Annotated in this window: 20 protein-coding genes; 7 read left to right on the top strand and 13 right to left on the bottom strand. The window is 42.4% G+C overall.

Annotated elements, in window-relative coordinates:
- Positions 1-277: 277 nt before the first annotated feature.
- The 5 genes from NIES1031_RS14590 to NIES1031_RS14575 all read right to left on the bottom strand — a co-directional run bounded on the left by NIES1031_RS14590 (position 278) and on the right by NIES1031_RS14575 (position 6268).
- Positions 278-3052: a polysaccharide biosynthesis protein gene (locus NIES1031_RS14590; RefSeq protein ID WP_073550263.1), complete on the bottom strand. Its 2775-nt coding sequence runs from the start codon at positions 3050-3052 to the stop codon at positions 278-280.
- A gap of 623 nt (positions 3053-3675) precedes the next feature.
- Positions 3676-3816 (bottom strand): hypothetical protein, encoded by a 141-nt coding sequence (locus NIES1031_RS24420; protein WP_178378147.1) that lies wholly within the window; start codon positions 3814-3816, stop codon positions 3676-3678.
- Between the two features lie 22 nt (positions 3817-3838).
- Positions 3839-5161, bottom strand: a complete 1323-nt coding sequence (locus tag NIES1031_RS14585; protein WP_073550311.1) for a ferredoxin reductase family protein — start codon at positions 5159-5161, stop codon at positions 3839-3841.
- A gap of 49 nt (positions 5162-5210) precedes the next feature.
- The gene (locus tag NIES1031_RS14580) at positions 5211-5561 is read right to left on the bottom strand and encodes a phage holin family protein (RefSeq protein WP_073550262.1); all 351 of its coding nucleotides are present in this window, start codon (positions 5559-5561) and stop codon (positions 5211-5213) included.
- Between the two features lie 281 nt (positions 5562-5842).
- Positions 5843-6268, bottom strand: coding sequence for an SMP-30/gluconolactonase/LRE family protein (locus NIES1031_RS14575; protein WP_143167784.1), 426 nt, complete (start codon positions 6266-6268; stop codon positions 5843-5845).
- Positions 6269-6589: 321 nt separating this feature from the next.
- Between NIES1031_RS14575 and NIES1031_RS14570 the strand changes: the two genes are divergently transcribed.
- Together NIES1031_RS14570 and NIES1031_RS14565 are read left to right on the top strand one after the other, a co-directional pair.
- The gene (locus NIES1031_RS14570) at positions 6590-7048 is read left to right on the top strand and encodes a hypothetical protein (RefSeq protein ID WP_073550260.1); all 459 of its coding nucleotides are present in this window, start codon (positions 6590-6592) and stop codon (positions 7046-7048) included.
- A 174-nt stretch (positions 7049-7222) separates the two neighbouring features.
- On the top strand, positions 7223-10234 hold the full coding sequence (locus tag NIES1031_RS14565; protein WP_073550259.1) for an endonuclease/exonuclease/phosphatase family protein: 3012 nt from the start codon (positions 7223-7225) through the stop codon (positions 10232-10234).
- A gap of 194 nt (positions 10235-10428) precedes the next feature.
- Here the strand turns inward: NIES1031_RS14565 and NIES1031_RS23395 are convergent, their stop codons facing one another.
- The gene (locus tag NIES1031_RS23395) at positions 10429-11343 is read right to left on the bottom strand and encodes a hypothetical protein (protein ID WP_084544362.1); all 915 of its coding nucleotides are present in this window, start codon (positions 11341-11343) and stop codon (positions 10429-10431) included.
- Positions 11344-11608: 265 nt separating this feature from the next.
- Here NIES1031_RS23395 and NIES1031_RS14555 point away from each other — a divergent pair, with 265 nt between their 5' ends.
- Positions 11609-12664 carry a catalase family protein gene (locus NIES1031_RS14555; RefSeq protein WP_073550258.1) on the top strand — a complete coding sequence of 352 codons (1056 nt, stop codon included), beginning with the start codon at positions 11609-11611 and terminating at the stop codon, positions 12662-12664.
- A gap of 57 nt (positions 12665-12721) precedes the next feature.
- Here the strand turns inward: NIES1031_RS14555 and purU are convergent, their stop codons facing one another.
- The 5 genes from purU to NIES1031_RS14530 all read right to left on the bottom strand — a co-directional run bounded on the left by purU (position 12722) and on the right by NIES1031_RS14530 (position 17774).
- Complete coding sequence (gene purU, locus NIES1031_RS14550) at positions 12722-13576, bottom strand: formyltetrahydrofolate deformylase (RefSeq protein WP_073550257.1); 855 nt, start codon at positions 13574-13576, stop codon at positions 12722-12724.
- Positions 13573-14169, bottom strand: coding sequence for a DUF4340 domain-containing protein (locus NIES1031_RS14545; RefSeq protein ID WP_073550256.1), 597 nt, complete (start codon positions 14167-14169; stop codon positions 13573-13575). Before NIES1031_RS14545 ends, purU begins: the two co-directional genes overlap by 4 nt.
- Positions 14170-14294: 125 nt before the next feature.
- Positions 14295-15833, bottom strand: a complete 1539-nt coding sequence (locus tag NIES1031_RS14540; RefSeq protein WP_073550255.1) for a GldG family protein — start codon at positions 15831-15833, stop codon at positions 14295-14297.
- Between the two features lie 139 nt (positions 15834-15972).
- The gene (locus tag NIES1031_RS14535; protein ID WP_073550254.1) at positions 15973-16785 is read right to left on the bottom strand and encodes an ABC transporter permease; all 813 of its coding nucleotides are present in this window, start codon (positions 16783-16785) and stop codon (positions 15973-15975) included.
- A complete protein-coding gene (locus tag NIES1031_RS14530) occupies positions 16782-17774 on the bottom strand; it encodes an ABC transporter ATP-binding protein (RefSeq protein WP_073550253.1) in 993 nt (330 codons plus the stop codon). Before NIES1031_RS14530 ends, NIES1031_RS14535 begins: the two co-directional genes overlap by 4 nt.
- A 106-nt stretch (positions 17775-17880) precedes the next feature.
- On the opposite strand from NIES1031_RS14530, the gene NIES1031_RS14525 reads away from it, so the two are divergent.
- The 3 genes from NIES1031_RS14525 (at position 17881) to NIES1031_RS14515 (ending at position 20003) form a co-directional block, all read left to right on the top strand.
- A complete protein-coding gene (locus tag NIES1031_RS14525) occupies positions 17881-18471 on the top strand; it encodes a methyltransferase domain-containing protein (protein WP_073550252.1) in 591 nt (196 codons plus the stop codon).
- 232 nt (positions 18472-18703) lie between these two features.
- Complete coding sequence (locus NIES1031_RS14520) at positions 18704-19378, top strand: HEAT repeat domain-containing protein (protein ID WP_073550251.1); 675 nt, start codon at positions 18704-18706, stop codon at positions 19376-19378.
- Positions 19379-19439: 61 nt separating this feature from the next.
- On the top strand, positions 19440-20003 hold the full coding sequence (locus NIES1031_RS14515; RefSeq protein WP_073550250.1) for a phycobiliprotein lyase: 564 nt from the start codon (positions 19440-19442) through the stop codon (positions 20001-20003).
- A 92-nt stretch (positions 20004-20095) separates the two neighbouring features.
- On the opposite strand, the gene NIES1031_RS14510 is transcribed toward NIES1031_RS14515, so the two are convergent.
- Both NIES1031_RS14510 and NIES1031_RS14505 read right to left on the bottom strand, forming a co-directional pair.
- Positions 20096-20668 (bottom strand): GNAT family protein, encoded by a 573-nt coding sequence (locus tag NIES1031_RS14510; RefSeq protein WP_073550249.1) that lies wholly within the window; start codon positions 20666-20668, stop codon positions 20096-20098.
- A 23-nt stretch (positions 20669-20691) separates the two neighbouring features.
- On the bottom strand, positions 20692-22836 hold the full coding sequence (locus NIES1031_RS14505; protein WP_073550248.1) for a hypothetical protein: 2145 nt from the start codon (positions 22834-22836) through the stop codon (positions 20692-20694).
- A gap of 87 nt (positions 22837-22923) precedes the next feature.
- Between NIES1031_RS14505 and NIES1031_RS14500 the strand changes: the two genes are divergently transcribed.
- A complete protein-coding gene (locus NIES1031_RS14500; RefSeq protein WP_073550247.1) occupies positions 22924-24270 on the top strand; it encodes a proton extrusion protein PcxA in 1347 nt (448 codons plus the stop codon).
- Positions 24271-24296 lie beyond the last annotated feature (26 nt).

Genomic DNA, 24296 nt, shown 5'->3' with positions numbered 1-24296 from the left:
TTGGAAGAATCGGCTTACCATGATCTAGTTGCATACACTTCATTTCTTGTGTGGCTAGGTGAGTTAGTGCTTTATTGCAGCTACACGCAACCAAACAACAAGCTGAAGATAACTTTACACTTATCTTACAGCTAGAGCAAATTCACTGAAAATAAATATTATTTATTTATGTTGATTGCTCAGAAGATTTACTCAGTTGAAAATACTCCTTATCAAAATACTTGTATTTCTCAGTAATTTTTCTGTCATTGAATACAGACATTGCATTAGATCTAGATTAAATAAGTTCAGCAAACGTCGCCCTAAAACGTGTTGTAAGTAGTGAATGAATAGCTTGACTTTCTAAAGGTTTAGAAAATAGATAACCTTGTGCGTATTCACAATTGAGTGCTTTGACACGCGCAAGCTGTTGAGTTGTCTCGACTCCGGTAGCTGTCACGTTTATGTGTAAATCCTGCGCGATCGCGGTAATCGTTTGCATAATCTCCGCAGTTTCACTGTCGTCACAACTAACGAGTGTGCGGTCAAGCTTCAGCCTGCTAATTTTTTTATTTTGTAATAGCTGTGGTAGTTGCAGAAGCAAGCTCAAAAACGAGTAACCAACACCAATATTATCGATTTGCAATTGTACGCCCAAAGCAGTTAACTGTCGCATCAGCGCCGAAGTATATTCATCATCTTCTACGATCGCGTGTTCAGCTATTTCTAACCTTAAACTACCTGCGTGCAAACGAACATCTGCCAAAATTTGGGCGATTCGTTCGCTTAAGTCAGCTTGAAAAAACTGCTGGCGCGAAAGATTGACACTCATTCCCAAGCGTGTATGCGGAAATTGCTGTTGCCAACGTTGAAGTTGTTGGCACGCTTGACGTAATACCCACCAACCAATGGGTACAATTAAGCCTGTGTCTTCAGCGATGTTGATAAACTTTGCGGGTGCAATCAAACCTTGTTGCGGATGTTGCCAGCGCAGTAAAGCTTCAAAGCTTGTAATTTCCTGCGTTGCTAAGTTGATAATCGGTTGATAGTGAATTCGCAACTCGCGTTGCATTAATGCCCGTTTTAAGTCTTTTTCGAGTTGTAGTGATTCGGACGTAACTTGAGTAAGATTTTGTTGACGAAAAGTGCGAGCGATCGCACTCTTTTTAGTCGTACTGCTACCGCCTGGCTTGTACTCAGTTACCAACTGCTGTAGCAAAGAAACAATCGCTTGATTATCATTCAAATCGGCTGCTTGGCAAAGCGCTGCGACCATTGACTCTAAATTTTCAGGAATGATGCCACTCGCGTTGCGTACTGAGAGAATTTTTTCATGCTGCGTTGGTTCGTAGCGTTCGCCAGGAATAAACAATTCCTCATAGAGTTTTTCGCCTGGTCGTAGCCCTGTGTATACAATATCGATATCCTTGCCGACTTCATAACCCGAAAGCCGAATCAAATCCTTTGCTAAATCAACAATTTTGACAGGTTCCCCCATGTTAAGCATAAACACTTCGCCACCGTGACCGATGACCGCAGCTTGCAACACAAGTTGTACAGCTTCTGGAATTGTCATAAAATAACGACAAATGTCAGGATGCGTAATCGTAATCGGACCTCCTGCGGCGATTTGTCGCTTAAACGTTGGAACAACACTGCCCCTACTGCCCAAAACATTACCGAATCGCACAACAACAAAAGGTTTTTTGCTGACTTGCGCGGCTTTGAGAACTAACATCTCTGCGGCTCTTTTGCTTGCACCCATAATACTTGTAGGATTCACAGCTTTGTCGGTGGAAATCATGACAAAGTGTTTGACGTTGTAGCGCAGCGCCAAATCGAGCAAATTTTTGGTTCCCACAACGTTGTTTGTAATTGCTTCGGGAGAATTGGCTTCCATCAAAGGTACGTGCTTATGTGCTGCGGCGTGGAAGACAATATCCGGTTTAAATTGCTCAAAAACATAATCTAAACGCGCAGCAAAGCGAATATCCGCGATCAACGTCGTCAGCCGAGGGATATTGGTAGAACAACGATGCCAAGTTTCTAAGGCTTGTTGAAGTTCTTGCTGAATATTAAACACAGAGTTCTCGCCGTGTCCAACAAGCAAAATTTCGGCAGGACAGCACTGCAGAACTTGACGACAAATCTCGCTACCGATTGAGCCGCCTGCACCTGTAATCAGAACTCGTTTGCCATTAAGGAAGTGCGATACTGCTTCCACATTTGTTTTTATTGGTTCTCGCCGTAGTAAGTCTTCAATTTTGACATCGCGAATACTGGCAACACGAGCATGACCGCTGAGAATCTCATGAATGCTGGGTAAAGTACTTGTTGCCACCCCCAGTGACTGGCAGCGATCAACAATTTCGCGAATCACTTTCCCAGAAACCGTAGGCATTGCAATAATGACACGCTCAATATTAAAAGCGCGAATGATTTCAGGAATACTATGGCGATCGCCGAGTACCCGAATTCCCCGAATCCGTAACCCTAGTTTTGTCGGATCGTCGTCAACAAAACCAACTGCATAAAGACCTAGCTTAGGATTATGCTGAATCGTTTGCACTAATGACACACCTGCATGTCCTGCACCGACGATCAAAGCGCGTTCGTATTGCTGATTTGTTTTCGGAAGCTGACACGCGCGCTCGAGCGCCCGCACGCTAAAGCGTATTCCACCTACTAATATGAGACTCAGTATTCCATCGAGCAACGGTAGCGATCGCGGCAAATTACTGATTAAATCAGTCGTGTAATACAGCACATAAAATAACCAAGTTTGAACTACTAAGACCGCAGCCATCGAAGCGACGACTTGAATCAATTCATCAATACTGGCGTAACGCCAACACCTACGATAAAAGCCAAATTGATACAACAGTAATATCTTTACTACTAAAAAAGCTGCTGTTACAATAAGAACATCGGTTCCGTAAACTCTAAAAACAAATAGTTTATCAAGGCGCAAAGCCAGTGCTAATGCAGGTGTCAGCAAAAAAATCACTGCATCGGCGACAAAAAAATGGCGGTTACGTAAGCGTAACCAAACCTTTGATAGAGCATCTACCATCTCTTTACATTCCTGGCAAATTTTCAATAGAATGTTCCTTTCCTTAATCAAAATCGAGGAAGGAATTTTATGGATTTTTTTTAATATTTAATTCGTTGAAACTGACAGACTGCGACTTATTAGCTGAAGTTCCAAAAATGTACAATAAATAAAAATTGGTGGACTAATAATATAATTAAATTCACTCCTCTTTTAGTCATAACGCACAAAGGTTGCCATTCTGCTAATATCTACAAACTTAATTTCTGTAAACAGAAAATTTAATTGTTTTTACAGATTACCACTAATCGAGATTAATTTTTACCAATTATTAATTAAAGCTTATGTAAAGTTTCGAGCTTGGTTTGTGAAGTTTGCTTATAGTATAAGAACAGTTACTATAAAGCTAACACCTAAAATACTACCCTTGGGTAGATATAAACTAGCGCTTATCGACAATTATCCTACTTGCGCATTTATGCTGAGTAAAATCGCGAATGAACTCACAGCCAAAAAATAAAGTCCACCGCAGTGGACTTCTGGAGTTGCAAGGACTTTGCTTTGAACTCATTCAACTTTTTTTTGGTCTTTACCCCGTTCTAGGAAGGAAAACCAGGAAAAACGCGATCGCATGCGCATAAAGTTTATTGGTTAGTTGGTTCAACCCAACCAGAATCTATACTCGGCTCGACCGGATTTCTTTGAACATAGCCGAACAAAGCAGATGTCAAAACCAAGACAACCGAAACAAAAGCAACAACTTCGAGCATAATGTTGAAACGCATAATTCTTGAGCTATGACCTCCATCAAACAAGATTAAAGTGTTCCATGTGAATAGCTTTTGCAGGTACTCCTAAGTCGTGTAAAGCTTTTTCGGCTTCATCTAAAAAGCGGGGAGAACCGCAAAGAAAATAACGCCAACCTTCGCGATTTTGCGGAATGTGTCGTGCTAGCAGGTCTTTATCAACATAGCCTGATTCTCCAGGCCAATCATCCGGAGGGTCCTTAATCACGTGCGTTACTGTGAGACTATCTAATCGCTTATTGAGATATTCCAAGTCTTCGCGAAAAGCAACATCTTCCCAAGAACCATTGGCATAAATCAAACGAATCGGTCGATGATCGCCGCGTTCAGCAAGCGTTACCAGAATGCTAATCATCGGTGTAACCCCGACACCATTTGCAATGAGTACCAGCCCACTACAATCAAAGCGATCAGGAGTAAAAGCCCCATGCGGACCATCAAGAAAAGCTTTTGTTCCTGGCTGGACATCTTTGATAGTGTTTGTGAAGTCACCAACGGCTTTGATCGTCAGTGCAACTTGATCGGTGCGATCGCCGTTAGAAGAAAATGAAAACGGATGCTCTTGAATGCGATAAGGAGACCGATCAAGCGTTAACCAAGCAAATTGTCCTGGTAAAAAACGAATACCTTCATGACCTTGCGGACGGAGGACTAATGTATAAACATCACCTCGCTGTGGTACCACTGCTTCGACTCGATACGGCTTTTGCGTCATTAACCACGGCTTGATTAAACGAACATAAATCAACGAACCAAAAGCAAGCAGTGCTAAGAGTATCCATAACAATGCTTTCCAAGGTAGCGCTAGATAATAATTAACGCCAAACGCATGAGCTAACCCTAATCCCACCGCCAGGACAGCCAAAATTCCATGACTAGTGCGCCACACTTCGTAGTTAAGCTTAAGCTTCTGTCGCCACAGTGAAGTGACAACGAGCAAAATTAATGAGATTGTCGAGATCACCGCGAATCTTGCCCGCCACGGTGCCTCAAAAAAGTTGAGTAGCTGTAGATATTCCGCATCGCGAACGAACAAAATAATCGGATGCGCCAGAATTAACGCAAAGGCAACCTGCGTGATGTAGCGATGGTACTGTAGAACAATATCAATGCCGTAAGGAGCCGCGATCGCATCAAACCGTGCGGTTAATGCGAACTGCAACATCATCATTGCTAAGCCTACATAACCCAAGGCGGCAGAAAATTCGATCCAAAATCCCCTTCCGCCTGGTACTGGATGAATCAACAGAATCAGCAAAGGAGAAAGCGTGATTAAAAGATATAAAACGACCCAAAAGGTTCCGGCAACCCAGGGATTTTTCATTTGCAACATCTTTCTCTTTCCACTTATTTTGAGATTGACGTTAAACTATTTATAATCTTAGTGTTCCGAGTATACTAAATAGTATCGAATTAACAATACTCAGTGCGATCGTACCGATCAGCGCGCTCCAAATTCCCCAACGCAAGCGGAATCCATGCACTAATAGTGCTGCCAAACCAAAAATAATTGCATTAATGACAATGCTAAATAACCCTAAAGTTAGGAGAGTAATCGGAAAAGCAAAAAAAGCAATAATTGGACGAACAAATGCATTAAGAATTCCAAAAATTGCGGCTGATAATGCAGCTTTACCAAAGCTATCAATTTCTACGCCGATGGGTAGTCTCGAAATAATTAAGAAACTGATTGTAGTGACAAACCAAGTAATGATAAGACCCATCGCAAATACTCCGATATGCTAAATTTCAACTAGAATATTGAGCCATTTAACGTCATGTTATCTAGTATTCTCAGACAATGTGGCGAAAAAGTGACAAGCTTGAAGAAATTTTCGCCTTCTAAATCCACGTCACTTGCTTCAACGGGAGACTTGAACTGCGGAGGTTCTGTGCGTGTTTTTAAAGTCGTCTAAAAGCGTGAGTAATATCTTTCTAAAGGAAGAAGAAAGTTTATTTACTAGTAATTATCTTCTTGCTGTACCTGCATACGTTACGCGATAAATTACACCATAATCAAAACTTGGGGTTTACCAACTGCACCGTTACGACCTAAATCAGAGGCATACAAACTCGTATCGGTGACATAGTACAAGCGATTTTGATAAATCGTAATTCCATTGACAAACGGTAAATTTGAGGCGATCATCCGCATCTCGTCTGCACGTCCATCACGGTTGCGATCGCGTAGTGCAATAACATCTTGCTCTTCACGGCGCGTGACATAAACTGTGCCATCGGGGGCAATCGCGATATTGCGAGGATTCCCTAAGTCTTTGGTAAAGACATTAATCAGAAATCCTGCGGGTATCCTGAGTTGTTGCACTAGCGATTTATTAAACTCAAGCGGTTCTGGCGTTGCTAGATATCCTTCCACTCGTTCGATTCGGCGTTGTACTGGCTGCTGCGAATAGATAGGGCTGATATTCAAAAGTGCAATGCATCCAAACAAGCAAGAGCAATCCTAGTTTTTGGCGCGGAACCTTTTTCATAAAAAGCCTTTACAGCGGGTAGGTGCGGTCGAGGAGTACACTAAGCAGTGTGTAAAAAAGGAAAACCCCAATGTATCGACTAAATGCCGTTTAATCCCATTCGTCGATTTTTAGTTGGATTGACAGCGAACAATTGACACTTTTAGGTTTCGCAGGTGCTATTTTAGTCGTTACCGGTTCAATGGCGATCGCTTTAGGTAAATCAGGTTAAATGCAGTAGCTTGGTAAATATACTCTGCTCTCAACACTAGTTTCAATTTATGAGTAAACAACTAGATGAAACTGTTTCGCGAGAAATCGCTAATAATATCAAAAGTAAAGCAAAACACAGCTTTGACAACGCCTACAAAGCAGCCCTAGCAACTGATGGTGCAGTGTACGTACAAGGCTTTTTAGTTTTAGCAGCGAAACCTTATCGCATCATCGAACACAGTTGGATCGAACTCGAAGATCGCATTATCGATCCGACACTACCTTTTTTAAACAACAAAGCTGAAGACCTTTACTACTATCCTGCACAGCAACTTACACTCAAACAACTCAAAGCCGCCATAGAAGAAGCACAAGAAGACTATCCTGAAGACAATCCTCTGCCAGTTTACGGTGCTGCACCTTATGAATACTATGGAGATGTCATGTTGGGTGGTGCAGAATACTTAGCAGCATATCAAGCCGCAGAAGCAAAATGGAAAGAGTTAAACGATCCGCAATACAACTAAAAGGCGAGGAGTTGGGGAATACTTATAAATGCAAACCGATTACCCGTTACTAATTACCAATCAGTTTTAATCTTCCGATAGAGATTTGTTAAAGTTCCTGTGGGATTTGTAGAAAGTGGCAGACTACGGAAGATCTGTAGCTGCGATCGCACTTACAATCCCAGAGGTGATTAAATGGCAGCGGTTAATTTTCAAGACGGTTACTCACAAAATTTTGATTCTTTAATTGATTCTGGTTCTGCAACTTGGGCGAATGACGCGACAATTCCAGGTTGGTACACAGCAAGAACTGGAACCGGAACAAGTATTGTCGCATCTACCGGAAGTAGTAATGCAGGAAATCTTTACAGCTTTGGCTTAGCAGGTAACAGCGATCGCGCTTTAGGTTCAATTGGTTCAGGAAATGCAGCAGCAGGAGATTTCTATTGGGGAGTACGCTTAATTAATGACACCAATGAGACAATTACTGGACTAGATATTAGTTACTTTGGCGAACAATGGCGCTTTAGTGGTGCAAACGCCGCGCAAACAGTTGATTTTTCTTACCAAATCGGAGCGCAAAATTTAACAACAGGCAACTGGATTAACTTTGACCCTCTCGATTTTACCAGCCCGGTGACAAGCGGTACAACAGGGGCGCTCAATGGTAATGCTGATGCTAATCGCACTTTTAAATCAGCAACTTTGACAAATTTAGTCTTAGAAGCTGAACAAGAAATTTGGTTACGTTGGTTTGACCCCGATCACCCTGGTGCAGATCATGGTTTAGCGATTGATGATTTTACGATTGCAATTAGTGAACAAGGCGATCCAGACCCCGAACCCGTTGAACCTGGTGATGTAAGGATTTTTGATATTCAAGGAACATCGCATCGTTCACCCTTAGAAGGACAGCAAGTGACAAACGTTCCTGGAATCGTCACCGCTGTGAGAAATAACGGCTTTTACATTCAAGATGCAACAGGTGACGGCAATGAGGCGACGTCAGATGGTATTTTTATCTTTACTGCTTCTGCTCCCAATGTTGCTGTAGGCGATGAAGTTTTGGCGAGTGGAACCGTGGGCGAGTTTCGTCCTGGTGGTGCAAGTAGTGGTAATTTGACAACAACGCAGATTAGTGGTGCAAGTTTTAACATATTGTCGCGTGGTAATGCGCTACCAGAATCAACAATTATCGGTGTAGAAGGAAGGAAGCCACCTACGGAAAGAATTTATGGCGATGCTGTGGGTGGTGATGTCGAAAATCCTGGTAACGAATTTAACCCACAACGCAACGGACTCGACTTCTACGAAAGTTTAGAAGGAATGCGCGTGCAAGTTGATGGTGGTGTTGTTGTTGGTCCGACAAACCAGTTTAACGAAATTTGGGTATTAGGAGATAATGGCATTGCGGCGACAGGACGGACTCCGCGTGGTGGAATTGTAATTAGTCCTGACGATTTTAACCCCGAACGCATTCAAATTCAAATCGACCGTAATTTGACACCAGGATCTGCACCGCAAGTCAATGTTGGCGATCGCATAGATAGTGTCACTGGCATTCTAGATTACAGTTTCGGTAACTTTGAAGTATTAAGTACTGTTCCTGTCACCGCAACACCAGGAGGTTTACAGCGGGAAGTCACAACTTTAAATCCAGTAGGCGATCGCTTAACAGTGGCATCTTATAATATCGAAAACTTTCATCCTGGTAGTTCTGCATCACAAATTAACGGCATCGCCGGACATATCGCCCAAAACCTGAAAGCACCAGATGTTATTGCATTGCAAGAAGTTCAGGATAACTCTGGTCCAACAAATAACGGTATTGTCGATGCTTCCCAATCTTATCAGGTATTAATTGATGCGATCGCTGCGCGTGGTGGTCCTACTTACAAATTCCGTGACATCGTCCCTGTTGATGGACAAGATGGCGGACAACCTGGCGGTAACATTCGCGTCGGCTATCTCTACAACCCCGAACGCGTGAACTTTATTGATCGCCCTGGCGGTACTGCAACAAGTGAAACGACAATTATTAACGGTCGGCTGTCAGAAAGTCCTGGTAGAGTAGAACCTAACGATCCAGCATTTACTGCTAGCCGCAAACCACTTGCGGGTGAGTTTGTCTTTAATGGTCAGCGGTTATTTTTAATCAACAATCACTTTAGCGCAAAAAGTGGTAGCGATCCGCTGTTTGGTCGCTTTCAACCTCCTACAAATAATCGCGAAGATGTCCGTGCTGAACAAGCGCGCATTAATCGTGAGTTTGTCGAAGATATCTTAGCAGCAAATTCAGACGCGAGAGCGATTGTATTAGGTGACTTGAATGAATTTCAGTTCTTCCCGCCTTTGGAAGTTCTAGAAGGTGGTGCTGAACAAGTCCTCAACAATTTAACTGAAACTCTACCAGAAAATGAACGCTACAGCTACATTTTTGAAGGTAACTCGCAAGCCCTCGATCACATTTTAGTCACCGATAGCTTATTACCGATAGCTGAATACGATATCGTCCACGTTAATGCGGAGTTTGTCGATCAAGATAGCGATCACGATCCGTTACTCTCGCGCTTTGCGCTAGCAAATCCAACTTCCACAGTCGGTAATTCTCGCTTGGTATTTGGAACTGCTGGAGATGATGAAATCGCCGCCCAAGGTAGACAAACTATTTTTGCAGGTAATGGTGATGACTTAGTAGGTTCTGCACCAGGTTCAACTGGTAACAATATCATTAATGGTGGCAGAGGTAACGATGAATTATTCGCTCGCCGCAATGACACTCTACTCGGTGGTATTGGCAATGACTATTTAAATGCCGCAGATGGTACGGGTAATAACCAACTATACGGTGGTATTGGTAATGATACTTTATTGGCTGGGGGAGCGAACGATCAGCTTTATGGTCAATTCGGCAATGATGTCCTTTATGCTGGTAACGGTGGCAATTTCCTGAGTGGTGGTTTTGGTAACGATCAGTTCTGGATTGCGTTAAATCAACTACCACAAACAGCAAACACAATTACTGACTTTAATCTAGGTAACAACGTAATTGGAATTAGTGGAGTTGCAGCGATTAACTCGTTTGATGACCTCACTATTACACAAAATGGTGCTAATACGGTGATTCGTGCTTTAAATCAAGATATCGCTGTCCTCACAGGTGTTCAAGCAAGTACACTCAGTAGTAACAAGTTTGTGTTTGCATAAAATCGCTTGGCGACTTCAGTCGCCGCTAATCAAACTAAGACCACCTTTGTGGTCTAATTGTGTTATGCCAATTCTTTAAAAAAGAGCTACAAAGAACTTCTTCTCTGCTGCTCTAAAAACCTGACCTCTGCTGCGATCAAACGGCTTCAGTCTGTAGGCTTAAAAGATTTATGCAGGAGGTTTTTTATTTGAGTTTACAGACAAGCTTCGGTTGTCCAGTTTTGAGAACCGCGCCCTTGGCGACAGCGCTGTTGTCTACCAGCCCATACCATCCGCCATTGCGATTGATTTGCCACTGGCTCAAATTCTACACGATAGCGTACATCTTGCACTGAATCATCAGGTAAATTGTTTTGCGTCATTGTCACGACAACTTGTTGAGGATTGCGATCGTCAACACTTACTGTTTGTTGAAAATTACCTTCTTGTGGTTCTTGGATTCCAAACGCCGCGATCGCGATTTCTCTAGGATTGCTTCCGGTTAACTCTGAGTTGATTTGTTCTAGATTAATTGCACTATAACTATCGCGCTCGTTGGTTGCGGTTAGACACTCGGAGACAAGCGTGAGATTATTTCCTGATATTGTATAAGTTTGCGTGAGTGCTTGGTTATTTTTGGTGATGTTCGCTTGAATTTGTCCCGCGTTAACAACAATCGACTGAACTTGAACGCGATCGCCCAACAAAACTGAATTCACATTACGCGGATTACTTGCTACATTAAGAACTGGTGACAAATACACTGCCTCTGTTCCATTGACTACTAACACAGTTACCGCATCTTCATTTCCATCATCATTAATATCTGTAAATGCGAGCGCACCTGGCTTATCAATTAACGTGACTGTAACGCCTTTCGTTCGAGCCTGATAAGAACCATTTTGGAGTTGAACTGAACCAACATTAGGTAGCTGATAAGTCATGTTTTTCACTCGCTCAGCTTTTTGACACCAAGCTTGCTTTTGCAAAGTCCAAAGTTCACGCGTTCTACAGTTATACCAAGGTTGTGCAGATGTTGCGTTATTTTGAGCATTCGCCAAATTCATTAAAGGCATCAACCCTAAAGCTGCGCTAACAGCAAACAAAATCATTTTACCTTTAATTTTCATTCCTCTCACCGAATAAATAACTATCAGTTATTGACGCGTATTTCAGCAAAATCCTTCCCATAGCTTCATATTGCTGAGAAAATCTATGATAAAGAGTATAAACGAACCACTCCAGACACTGAGGGCACAGAGAAAAGAGTTAATTTTAATTAAGTTTTCAGATTTTTTATCTTAGCTGCTGTTGTAAAAATGTAGTTCGCTAACAAAAAGAGTATTTGAAACTAGGCGTCTTACACTTCAAAATAGCCTCAGAACAGGAACTATTATGCAGCTTAAAAAACTTGAACTTGGTAAAGAGTATCCTATTACCGGAGAAATAGCAGGTATAAAAGAAATTGAGCAGATTAGTATTGATGCGCTTAAGCAAAGCTTTCCAGACAATATTAGACCTGTTTTACGCGACGCTCACCCTAAACATCATGGTTGTGTGAGAGCAGAATTTATTATTGATGAGGGTATTCCCCAAGAACTAAAAGCAGGAATTTTCAAACACCCTCGTACTTTTACTGCGGCAATTCGTTTTTCTAATAATAAAGCAGTTGACGATACAAAAAAAGATGTTCGAGGAATGGCAATTAAGCTTTTTGGAGTAGAAGGTGAAAAACTATTAGAACGACAAAAACAAGAAAAAACGCAAGATTTACTATTAATTAATCATCCTGTCTTCTTTATTAAAGATGTACAAGATTACGTTGAATTCTTTAGAGCCAGACAATTAGCTAAAGGTAATTTACCACTAAAATTTTTCTTTCTCAATCCCAATCCATTTAAATGGCATTTACGAGAATTTATTATTGGGATGGTAATGCTTAACAAAAAAGTGAATAGTCCTCTAGTGATTCAATACTGGAGTAGTACGCCGTATAAACTAGGCGATCGCGCGATCAAATTCACCGCGGTACCAAGTTCTCAGAATCCTACACCAGCTGTTATTCAAACACCAGATTATCTCCGCCAAGCTATGATTGAGCATCTAAATCATCAAGATGCAAGCTTTGATTTCTTAATTCAGTTGCAAACAGATCCCCAAAAAATGCCAATTGAAGATCCGAGAATTGAATGGAAATCACCGTTTCAGAAAGTAGCAACGATTAAAATTCCTCGCCAGCAATTCACTGTTCCACAACAGATGGAATTCTGCGAAAATTTATCTTTCACACCGTGGCACTCGTTACCCGAACATCAACCTTTAGGGGGAGTTAATCGCGCACGTAAGCAAGTCTATGAAGCTCTCGCAGAACTCCGTCATAATTTGAATAATATCGTTGTTAAAGAACCGACAGAAGAAGATTTTTTGACGTTATGGAACAAATTAATGTAGTTTATGTGTTGGTAACTGGTAATTAGAAATTGGTAAATTAACTCGTTTTATAAAGTTCTACTCAAAGACTACTGTACGATTACCGTAAACTAAAACACGATTTTGTAAATGCGATCGCACTGCTCTTGCTAACACTACGCGCTCTAAATCTTTCCCTTTCCGAATGAGATCAGCTACATCATCGCGGTGACTAACTCGTGCTACATCTTGCTCAATAATTGGTCCGGCATCGAGTTCAGGTGTGACATAATGTGCTGTAGCGCCAATAATTTTGACTCCTCGTTGATAAGCTTGGTGATAAGGACTTGTACCGATGAAAGCAGGTAAAAATGAGTGATGAATATTAAGAATATTAGGAAACTTATTAATAAAATCTGGACTGACAATCTGCATATATTTTGCCAATACCACTAAATCTATTTTGTAGTGCTGTAATAGTTTGAGTTGTTGTGCTTCTTGAGTAGGTTTATTTTCTTTTGTAATTGGAATATGATGAAAATCAATACCAAATTGCTCAGCAACTTCTTTTAAATCAGGGTGATTGCTAATAATTAAAGGAATTTCAGCAGTAAATTCTTTAGCTTTGTGTCGCCAAATTAAGTCGAACAAACAATGATCTTGTTTACTTACCCAAATGGCAATACGCGGAATAGTATCAGAAAAATGTAATTGCCAATGTGCTTGTAATGGTTGAGCGATCGCACCGAATGCTGGTGCAATCAATTCGCGTGGTAAATTAAAGCCATCAAGTTGCCATTCAATGCGCGTCAAAAACAAACCTGCTGCAAAATCGGTATGTTGATCGGCATGAATGATATTACCGCCGTTGGCGTAGATAAAGTTAGCAATTTTAGCGACTAAACCTTTTTGATCGGGACACGAAATGAGTAAAGTTGCGGTAGGGCGGTTCATGGCGAAGGCGACGGGCTAGCAGAAGTAGGTGTTTGCGGTGTATCGTTTTCAATTTTCCACTCGGCTAAATCGCGATTGACACCATTTTGGAAATCTGAAGACACCAAGAATAAATCTACATTACCGCTAGGGTTAGTTCCAGGATCAACTTGCGCATATAAGAAGTTGCCAGTAAAGTCAGGATTGCCCAAATTTAACTGATGCGTTTGCTGATTATTGAGCGTGACTGTAACGGTTGCTTGCGGTTTGGCTAAACCGTAGTCTGTCAGTTGATTCGCAGGAACTTGAATTGTGCGATCGCTTCTTCCTTGTACAAGTAAATCAAGTAAATAGGAAATCGATGCATTACTTGCGGGAGTCTTCTCAGGAGTAGTCATCAACCATCGTCCATTCTCCCGCTCAAAGTTTAACGTTTGTCCTTGCGTTTGAATCCTTAATGCTTGTACTTGTTCTTGCGTAAACCCGAAGATTTGCTGTTCTCTTGCTTTTGCTTCCTGACGCTGTGTCGCACCTCGAATTTCATAAAAATAAACAAAGCTACCTAAACCTAGTGCTAAAAGTAGCAAAATCAAAGTAGTACGCTGTAGCTTCATAGTGGTTAGTGATTAATGGCTAGTGACGAGTGGGAGTATGGGAGAGTAGGAGTGTGGGGAGTGTGGAAGAGAGCTAATTACTTTGCTATTGTTTCCTCATACCCACCTACACTACTACCTTCTGCTTATCTCCTGCGCCACCATAAAAATACGGCTGAGGCGAAGCCAATTAAGGGAATCAATAGCAGTGCGGTTAAACCTAAAACGTTGGCTTGCTGTGCTGCTAAGTTAATGCGGCGGTTTCTTGGTTCTCTGGGGCGAATTGATAAGGTTTCTTCGTCTTGCTTACTCAACCACCCTATCGAGTTGAGGAACACATCGCCGTTAAGTTGTTGCTCAAATAATCCATCTACTGCAAAATTAGAATCGCCAAAAATAACAAGTCTTGCTTCTTGCGACTGTTGATTATTGACTTTGCGGCTTAGTGCAGCACCGATTGTGAGTGGACCTTGAACGTCTGTTTCTGGATTAAACTGTAATTGATCGCCCTGCAAATTACTTTCTGCCCAAGTTTGCGGACTTGTAATGAGTAAAGGTGTTGCTTGGACTCCAGCAACTTCACTCAGTTCTAGTGATCGCGCTTCACTGTAGAAAGAAATTCCATTATTAAAATCCTGCGTAATCGGATGCTCACCGTAAGTATCTACCACAGGAACCGCAGGACCAAAACCAATACTTGCGCCCGCTGGGTCAATCACAATGCGATTGTCGAGGGTAACACCCCAAGATTTCAATAAACCGTCTAGCCCTGGATTAGTGTTGGGGTCAATCATCAAAAGTAAACTACCACCCCTATTAAGATAATCAGTCAAAGCCTTGACTTCTGACGGAAATAATGGTTGTTTAGGACCTGCGACCACAACTATTGTGGTATCTTGAGGAACCGTCGGGTTTTGAATTAAGTTGAGCGGTTCGGTTGTATAGTTGCGTTCTCCCAAGGCAGTCAACGCTTGCGAGAGTCCACCTTGTTCGCCCGTGACGGGAAGTTCGCCGTGTCCTTGTAGGAAGTAAACCTTTGCGGTGCGATCGCTAATCACTTGCTGAATACTATTCGTTAATCGCACTTCTGACAGTCGTTGTTCATTATTCACAACTTGCACTAACCGCCGCTGTTGTCCTGCTTCGAGATGAACTTCACCAAATTGCTTGACACCAAACTTTTCGGCTAATCCGCGTTGCACTTGCGGATCGACGTACTCAAAACTAAATTGCGGATTTTGCCGACGATAATTTTCTAGCAATTCGCGATCTTGCTGGTCTTGATTGCGGTCAAAAATCCACACGTTGATAGGTTGCGACAAATTCCGCACGAGTTGCTGTGATTGTGGTGCCAAGGTAAACAACTGGGCTTCCGTAAAGTCGCGCCGCACCGGATAGCGCACAGCTAAGAAATTAATCAACCCCAAAAGTGCCAATACAGAAAGTGTAGCAATCAGTGCATTCGTTCCTGCTTGAGTTGAACGCCGACTCCACCAACGATTTTGATTCGCACTCAATATCAGCCATAAGCCAGTAATAACGACACCAGCAACAATCAATCCTAAGGGTACTGGTTCCCAATCATTAGATACGAATCCCGCCGTTAACCCAGCAACAAAAAGAATTGGACCAAGCCAAAACAAATACTTCCAATACCTCTGATTTCTTCTCGCAATAGACTTCATATACAGCGATCCTAAATTTTTTGGGTAATATCTCTCCCTATCTCTTTCCTTTGCGTTCTACTCTACAAGAAGCCGCCCTACGGGCGTCTATGTGCCTTTGTGGTTTGTTTCTAAAAAGGTTTACAACTCGAAGCTAGAGTCAAGAACGTTGGAAGCGCAATGCATCGATAGATTGAGCAGTCAGGAAAATCCCCAAGAAAATATAACTTGCAAATACAATAATACTACTTGTGTCAAAAATCCCTTGAACCAAGTTATTAAAATGTCTTAGTAACGAAAGATGACCTAATGCTTCTCCCATTGAACCACTAAACGCCCGCGCCACAGTATCAATCACCCAGAGAAAGAGAATTAAAGCAAACGTCAGAACTGCTGCGAGTAATGTGCTATCCGTTAGTGAAGAGATAAACATTCCTAAAGACAACACACTCGCTGCTAACAGAATCAAGCCCAAATGTCCTAATAGCGGAACTGCGGGCGGAACAGGGGGATTTGCGGCGCTCAGCGCGATCGCTTGATACGCTAATAACGGCAGAATCATCGCCACAAAAAACGTTAATACTCCCAACAACTTGCCAACAGCAACAGCCCAATTTGTCACTGGTGACGTCGCGAGTAACTCTAAAGTGCCGCGTTTGCGTTCTTCAGCATACAAACCCATCGAGAGAATGGGTAGCACAAACAACGCTAGCGAACCCATAATACCTAAAAAAGCGCGTAAAAATTCATAAGCTACATCAATTGGTGGTGCAGGTACTCCGATTTGTTGTGCTTGTAAATCGGCTTGCGCAGCTAAGGAAACATATCCTTGCGGACCTAGTAAAATAACCGTAAAGAAGAATCCCGACAATAGCCAGAAAATTCCGGCGATTGCATAAGCTAAAGGCGATGCAAAGTAACTTTGTAACTCTTTGCGATAAATTGCCGCAATATTAGCCCAAATCAGTCTCATTGCGTTACCTCTTCTTTCTGCTTCTCGGTTGCGTTCGCATTGTCTTCTAATTTCTCTTGAGTCGTTAGACGCAAAAACACATCTTCTAAACTCGCCCGCGTGCGTCGCATTTCATGAACACCGATTCCCATACTCACCAAAGCAGCAATAATCTCTTTTCCAGGTTCAATTCCAGGTTCTGACACGACACGCAACACCGCACGTGCAGGGATTTCTGTTGTTGTCACGGGTTCTACGACCCGCACTCCTGGTAAGCGTTGTATTTGCTGTTGTGCAGCAGTGGAATTCCCTTCAATTTCTAACTCATAGCCAGAACCACCCGCTAAACTTGCTTCGAGATTATCTGGTGTATTTGTTGCCACAACTTTTCCTTGATTAATAATTGTGACGCGGTTACACGTCATCCTTACTTCAGGCAAGATATGCGTAGATAGGATAATCGTATGCATTCCTGCTAAGCTTTTGATGAGATTGCGAACATCGATAATTTGTCGCGGGTCAAGTCCGACGGTTGGTTCATCGAGAATAATTGCAGGGGGATCGTGAACGATCGCTTGCGCAATTCCTACGCGTTGGCGAAAACCTTTAGAAAGCTTGCGAATCAACACACGGCGTTTTTCCTGTAAGTTGCAGCGTTTCAGCGCCGCGTCTACTTTTGATGCGCGATCGCCTGCGGGAACACCTTTGAGTCGCGTCACAAAGTACAAAAATGCTTCAACCGTCATTTCAGGATACAACGGCGGTGTTTCTGGCAAGTAACCAATGCGCTGACGTACTGCTAAGGAATTCTCATGAACCTCATAGCCTGCAATTTTGGCACTTCCACTCGTCGCTGGCAGATATCCAGTCAAAATCCGCATTGTCGTGGTTTTACCCGCACCATTAGGTCCTAAAAACCCGACAATTTCACCAGGTTCGACGCTAAAGGTGATATCTTGGATTGCTGGTGTAGATCCATAAAATTTACTTAAATGCTCAACTGAAATCATCGTTTTGCAGCGGATTTAGTTTGAGACTCTATATTAGACCACCATGTTTTAGCATAAAAAGGGGTAACAAAGGCAAGGCAGTACCCTATCTGTATTGGGGGGATTAGTGGAAACGTTTCAATCAGAATATTGGGAACAGCGCTATCAAGAAGGAACAACACGTTGGGATTTAGGACAAGCAGCACCAGCGTTTGTAAGTTTATTACAGTCAGAATTACCGCCAGGAAAGGCAGCAGTTTTAGGTAGTGGTCGCGGTTATGATGCGATCGCGTTTGCTCAATATGGCTTTGATGTGATTGGTTTTGATTTTGCACCTGCTGCGATCGCCGAAGCTACTACAATCGCCCAAGCAAGTGGCAGTTTAGCTAAATTCTTAAAACGTAATATTTTTGACTTACCTACTGAATTTCCTCAGTATTTCCACTATGTTATTGAACACACTTGTTTTTGCGCAATTAATCCACAACAGCGTCAAGCTTATGTACAAGTCGTACGAGAAATTTTGCAACCACGAGGCGAACTCATAGCAATCTTTTTTACGCATTCTCGTCCTGGCGGTCCACCTTTTGGCGTGAGTCCTGAAGAGATTAAACAATACTTTGAGACGGATTTTGAAATTCTTAGCCTACAGCCAATCACGAATTCTGTACCAGCACGTCAAGGCGAAGAACACTTGGGACATTTTCGTTTGATGTAACAAATAGCTTGGCGGTTAAAACCGCAGCTATACAAAGAAAACCTATCTTCCTAAATTCTATTATAATACAAATCTACTACATGAAAAATACAAGTAATTTCTCCTCTGCACAAGCAGCTGCCCAGATGTCGCAACTTTAAATTGAAACGGTATAAGACCTCTCGTTTGGAAGTAGATCTTAACGTCAAAAATGGTAACAGTAGATTAAGAACATTAAAAAAGGCATTGATACATGGCGCATTCCAGCCTAGAAGAAATTTCTGCACAATTAGAAAGTCCAAATTCACGCGATCGCATGTTGGCGCTTGCGGCGTTGCGCGATGTTCCCGCAGCAGATGCTGTACCACTTATTAAAAAAGTTTTAGAAGATGAAATCCTCCAAATTCGCTCAATGGCTGTGTTCGCGTTGGGAATTAAACCAACCGATGAATGCTATCCGATCTTAGTCAAACTGTTAGAAACCGATCCTGATTACGGAATTCGTGCTGATGCGGCGGGGGCTTTAGGATATTTGGGCGATCTTAGAGCCTTTGAAGCTTTGGTACGCGCGTTTTATGAAGATACCGAATGGTTAGTTCGTTTTAGTGCAGCGGTATCGTTAGGGAATTTAAAAGATCCGCGCGCGCATGAAGTGCTATTACAAGCCTTAGACAGTGATGAAGTTGTGTTACAGCAAGCAGCGATCGCAGCGTTAGGTGAAATCAAAGACATCAACTCAGTCGATCATATTCTGCGTTTTGCGCAGTCAGAAGATTGGTTGACAAGACAACGCCTTGCTGAAGCTTTAAGTCAGCTACCGAGTGAAAAAAGCGTGTCTGCATTAAAATACCTAGAAAAAGATAGCCATCCGAATGTCGCCGCTGCTGCAAAAATTGCTTTAGAACGTCTAAACAAAGCTTCTACCTGAAGTTTGAAACACCCAAGCAAGCTGCTAACTTAGGATATAGGTTTAAACGCAGGATAAATTGATGGATATTCAAGAATTTTTCGAGCAAAGTGCTGGTAAATGGTTTTCACACCGCACAAGTCATCACTTAGCTTTTAAACAATCTGAGTCGGGAAAGTCTGATATTACAATTGAAACACTGCCAAAAGATCATCCAGAAGTCGTTAAACTCTGCGAACAGTATGAGATTGATCCCACCCAAGCTAGCTGTGGCGCGCGCGTTAGCTGGAATGGCACAATGGAATGGGATGAAGAAAAGCACATTGGTTCTACAGTATTGGTTTCGGTTCCCGACGCTGAAAATCCTCACGAAGGTAAGCTATTACGCGAAATTGGTTACGCCGAAAAAGTCCCTGTTGCAGGGCGCTATGTTATGGGTAGCGATGGCGCATTAACCTTAATCACAGAGTACGAAACAATGTCTTCGGAAGAACGCCTGTGGTTCGCAAGTCCCAATTTGCGAATGCGCGTCAGTGTCTTAAAACGCTTTGGCGGGTTTAGCATGGCTTCATTTACCTCAGAAATTCGTATGGGAGGTGCAAAGCCAGTAACTCAAGAAACTGAAACATCGAATGCATCAACTTGAGGCTGAACGAATAAATTCGCAGCTAAACAAACTTATGAAGAAAACTCGGATTTAGAGTGTGCATAGTAGCCCCAACTTCAGTGGGAAGACATCTACAAATTATCAGATTCCGACTGCTTTTTGGTACTACGCGAAATAGCTTTAAGCTTTGCGTAAAAGTCTGAAGTGGTAGCTTCTGGTGGAGTAAACCGCACAATTGGTGAATAGTTGCCGCTTGCGAGCGATCGCCTTTCGTTTACAGTACTAGTAACATAAGGTTGACTTGTAGGTTCAACAACGATTACTGGCGATCCACTCGCGCGTGGAGATATGTCAGCGACAAAATGCATTCGACTATTGTAGGCTATCTTGTCATCTGCGGATTCGAGTCGTTCGATGAGTGTTTCTGGTAAGTCAGCGCACACAAGGCGCTCAAATTCGTGGTTGAAATGATGCAGCGCATCACCTCGACGCTGCCACACTGCTAAAATTTGATTGACAGAAACTGCTTTGTAACGTCCGCGATACAAGGCTTCAATCACCGCAGCACGTACCCATTTCTCTGGATAATTAGCAAACCATTGCTCGATTAATTCACTGCTTGTGTAGCCCCCTAAATCAAAGCTGTAGTGAATTAACAATGCGGCAACTAATTCAGCATTAATATTTTTACCTAGTTGATTCATCAGACTCCGAGATAAGCGTCAAGCTAGATGAGCGTGTAATCGTTAACGTTGAGTGGTGCAGCAGCATTGACTAATGCTAGCAAAGGTCCGTCTTGTTCTTGTCCATTTACGGCTAAATCGCTATGACACAAATAAACTCTCTCTTCTACTCTAGAGAGTAAATCTTGCAAAATGCGGTGTAATCTTTGCCAATCAGCATTAAGTGTATCTTCAGCAGTCCAACCTCGCGCGTAGCGATCATGAAGAAACAACGGCGCGCTAAATAACGTTGCAGCACCCCCACTTAACCACAGCGGCGAACCCGCATCAAGCCAAAATTGCCAGCGATGACATTTTCTACTAGAACGGTATTGAAAGATTGTTGCTAAAGTAACAGCACGACTCATCGGACCAATGGGACGTACCGGATATGGATTAGCGGTAATCGTACCACTTTGCAGCAGTTGGACAAATTGCGTGATCGCTCCCTGCGCAGGTGTCTCGATAACTTCACTTTGGCGAAATCGAGTATCAACTTCCCAGTAGTGTTGTGCGGTTTCTAAAAGTTCGCGCAGCGCGGCTAATTGTTCGTAGGGTAAATTACTCCCATTCCACAAAAACCGCTGAATTGCTCGGTCTAATAGCGAAATCGGACTAGGAATCAATCGCTGTTGTTGTTGCGATCGCTGTAATTCGATCCATTGAATGATTTCTTCATAAGCTGTCGTTGCGGCGTAGCCCAAGCGATCCCAGCGATCGTATGCGGTTACAGGTAACAAATTCGGTTGTTCTGGATGCGGTTGATAACAATGATCGGCAATGAGTCCCGCGCGTACTAAGTCAATATTAGGCATCAGCGTCTCTTGTCGATGTCTACTCAATACAACTAGCATCTCAGCTACCGCGTTGCGATCAACTAAGCGTCCTAAACCAGGATAGACGAAGCTTAATAAGGTGAGTAAAGCCCGAATAATCGGATAACTGACAAGGGGACGTTGATCGTTGAGGGGGGCGACAGGAATTTCTTGCTTAGTCAGCAATTCTACCAGCGTGTACCGCGCGATCGCATCTAAACCAGGCGCAATAACGGCGATTTCCTGCGGTTGAATTTGTCCTAATCGCACTGCTTGGGCAATAATCTCAGAGGTTTCTCTTAATAAATCTCTTCTAGAAGTGGTTTGAATAGACTGAAAGTTTGGTAGTGACAAGATGCCAGCCGTGTTATCGAGTAATTCACTAACGGGTAGCGATAATGTATTTGCCAGACAATTCCCAAGTGGCTGTGGTAAAGATTCGACGCGACAGCGATCGCGTAACCCTGCGATATATTCTGGATCTGCACCTAATCCTAAACGAATTCCGCCATTCGGGTTATAGGTAAACGCGCCAACAACTTGGCGATCGAGCAAAAAGTCGAACACATCGCGCATCACTCCTGGGTAGTCATCGACATCATCTGCGAGTACCGCTTGATAACGGCGTAGGAGATGTTGTTGATAGTTGCTATCGGGTAACAAATACTGATAATACAGTTCGGTAATGATGCCATAGGTGAGCAATGCGCGTTCTAAACACCAATTGCGCCATTGCAACAGCATTGTTTCGAGTAAAGGCGTTTCGACGATTCCTGTTGTCGTAACTTCTTCGGTGATACTAAAACTGCGTTCTAACAACGGTGCAATTTCTGCGATCGGCGTTCCGCTATAAGCTGCGAGTTGCAAAATATCCAGAATCCGGCGAATTAAGCGATACTCATTTACACCTGTCGCGCGAATTGTTTCGCTATCGAGATGCGATCGCCATAAGCGTGTTGCGAGTTCTTGTTCGGTTTCTGGACGCAACCGCACGGGAAATTGTGCCCTTAAGTTGAGGATCTGAATCAGTAACGGCCAAAATAGCATCACCTCATCTTGAAAAAAACCCAAAGGCGTTTTAGCGCGCACCGGATATTTACCTGCGGTGACAGTAACAATTCTTTCAACCAATTCCCGCCGATTATCGTCATTTGCTGCTAAACATAACACTGCTAGTTCAGTTTGTTGATTATTTAAGCGTTTTTGCGGCTTTGATAGATGAAGCGGCTTTTGTCTGTTAGTCGTGTTTTCTACCCATCGACAAAACTGCGTAACCAAACGCGTCGTTTTACCGCTGCGACTCGAACCTTCTATCCAAACGGAATCTGAAAGCACTAACTCTCACCTCTGAGATTTGTTAAGATACCTCGTACACTGATTGACTGATAAAAATTACTATACAAGGCTGGATAACTGCCTGCCATGAAAAGGTCCATTCCGCAACAAATTTACTCGTTCCTAGTAAAAGCACAGCAGTGGTATTTAGATACACCAGAGCGCTCTTTGGAAGAAGCTTATAAGGCTGCCTTATTAATTAAGGCGATGGAGGACGAGCATTTTAATGGTCAAAAGATAGCACCAAATCCTAATTATGGAAGTAGTGCGATCGCTTATTTTCAAGCTGAGCTTAAAAAACATTTAAAAACTATCCGAATGCGACTGACAGAGTTTAAGGCAAGTCGTTCCTGGATCAATCCTAATTATCAAAATATTACAAAAATTACTAAAAATGACGGGACATTTCCAGATAAAGATTCTTTTGCAATCCAAAAAAGAAATCATCAATCGCGAATTTTAGAAAAACTCAGGTTTATTGATGAAATTCTCGCTAAGTATAATGCTGACGAAACTGTTGATTTTGTACCAACTGAAGATCCGATTATTCGTTCCGAACCCGCAGGTGTAGAACCGAAGCTTGCTCCTAACGCAGTCGTTAAGAATGTTGGTACTACCCAAAGACCTAAAACAAAAGCTGAAACCACAAGCGTCTTACCACGTTCAATTCTTAGCACTATTAACCGTCTTAAAGTTGAATTAGATCCTAGAGCCGAAGATGAAGTTGTTAAAAAATTTCGGAGTTCGCAAAGAAGAACATTCATCTCTATTAGACTAATTCTTTTACTAATTATAGTCCCTTTTCTAACGCAACAACTATCAAAAAATTTAATTATTGGTCCAATTATCGACCATCTACGTAACTCACAAGAAACCGTAATATTTCTGAATTCTGAAATGGAAGAAAGAGCATTAATTGAAATGCAAAGGTTTGAGGAACAACTTAAATTTAGAAGTCTTTTACATGAGGAAGCTGAACTTTCTCCGGAACAGTTAGAGCAACAAATGCAAGTGAAAGTAAGAGAAATTGTTGAACACTTTCGCTATGAAAGCACTAATGCCGTCAAAAATGTGTTTGCTGATTTGTTATCTGTCGGAGCTTTTACCTGGTTAATTGTTACAAGTAGAAAAGAGCTTGAAGTGCTCAAAGAATTCATGGATAATATTATTTATGGACTGAGTGATAGTGCTAAAGCATTTATTATTATTTTATTTACCGATATCTTCGTAGGATTCCACTCAACGCACGGCTGGGAAGTTCTTTTAGGAACGGTGTCGCGTCATTTCGGCTTACCAGAAAATCGCGATTTTATTTTCTTATTTATCGCGACATTTCCAGTAATTCTAGATGCAGTTTTCAAGTATTGGATCTTCCGCTACTTAAACCGAATTTCGCCCTCAGCAGTAGCAACATACCGCAATATGAATGAGTAGATTTATGCAAAGCCTTGAACTAACGT

Origin of the sequence: Chroogloeocystis siderophila 5.2 s.c.1 (assembly GCF_001904655.1) — a bacterium.
Taxonomy (GTDB): Bacteria; Cyanobacteriota; Cyanobacteriia; order Cyanobacteriales; family Chroococcidiopsidaceae; genus Chroogloeocystis; species Chroogloeocystis siderophila.
The sequence above is the reverse complement of the archived record's forward strand: the minus strand, read 5'-3'. Positions and strand labels throughout refer to the sequence as shown.

Bases quoted from the DNA above. Each gene is read 5' to 3' on its own strand.
- NIES1031_RS14590 (WP_073550263.1), bottom strand. From the start codon at position 3,052: ATGGTAGATGCTCTATCAAAGGTTTGGTTACGCTTACGTAACCGCCAT.
- NIES1031_RS24420 (WP_178378147.1), bottom strand. From the start codon at position 3,816: ATGCGTTTCAACATTATGCTCGAAGTTGTTGCTTTTGTTTCGGTTGTC.
- NIES1031_RS14585 (WP_073550311.1), bottom strand. From the start codon at position 5,161: ATGAAAAATCCCTGGGTTGCCGGAACCTTTTGGGTCGTTTTATATCTT.
- NIES1031_RS14580 (WP_073550262.1), bottom strand. From the start codon at position 5,561: ATGGGTCTTATCATTACTTGGTTTGTCACTACAATCAGTTTCTTAATT.
- NIES1031_RS14570 (WP_073550260.1), top strand. From the start codon at position 6,590: ATGAGTAAACAACTAGATGAAACTGTTTCGCGAGAAATCGCTAATAAT.
- NIES1031_RS14565 (WP_073550259.1), top strand. From the start codon at position 7,223: ATGGCAGCGGTTAATTTTCAAGACGGTTACTCACAAAATTTTGATTCT.
- NIES1031_RS23395 (WP_084544362.1), bottom strand. From the start codon at position 11,343: ATGAAAATTAAAGGTAAAATGATTTTGTTTGCTGTTAGCGCAGCTTTA.
- NIES1031_RS14555 (WP_073550258.1), top strand. From the start codon at position 11,609: ATGCAGCTTAAAAAACTTGAACTTGGTAAAGAGTATCCTATTACCGGA.
- purU (WP_073550257.1), bottom strand. From the start codon at position 13,576: ATGAACCGCCCTACCGCAACTTTACTCATTTCGTGTCCCGATCAAAAA.
- NIES1031_RS14545 (WP_073550256.1), bottom strand. From the start codon at position 14,169: ATGAAGCTACAGCGTACTACTTTGATTTTGCTACTTTTAGCACTAGGT.
- NIES1031_RS14540 (WP_073550255.1), bottom strand. From the start codon at position 15,833: ATGAAGTCTATTGCGAGAAGAAATCAGAGGTATTGGAAGTATTTGTTT.
- NIES1031_RS14535 (WP_073550254.1), bottom strand. From the start codon at position 16,785: ATGAGACTGATTTGGGCTAATATTGCGGCAATTTATCGCAAAGAGTTA.
- NIES1031_RS14530 (WP_073550253.1), bottom strand. From the start codon at position 17,774: ATGATTTCAGTTGAGCATTTAAGTAAATTTTATGGATCTACACCAGCA.
- NIES1031_RS14520 (WP_073550251.1), top strand. From the start codon at position 18,704: ATGGCGCATTCCAGCCTAGAAGAAATTTCTGCACAATTAGAAAGTCCA.
- NIES1031_RS14515 (WP_073550250.1), top strand. From the start codon at position 19,440: ATGGATATTCAAGAATTTTTCGAGCAAAGTGCTGGTAAATGGTTTTCA.
- NIES1031_RS14510 (WP_073550249.1), bottom strand. From the start codon at position 20,668: ATGAATCAACTAGGTAAAAATATTAATGCTGAATTAGTTGCCGCATTG.
- NIES1031_RS14500 (WP_073550247.1), top strand. From the start codon at position 22,924: ATGAAAAGGTCCATTCCGCAACAAATTTACTCGTTCCTAGTAAAAGCA.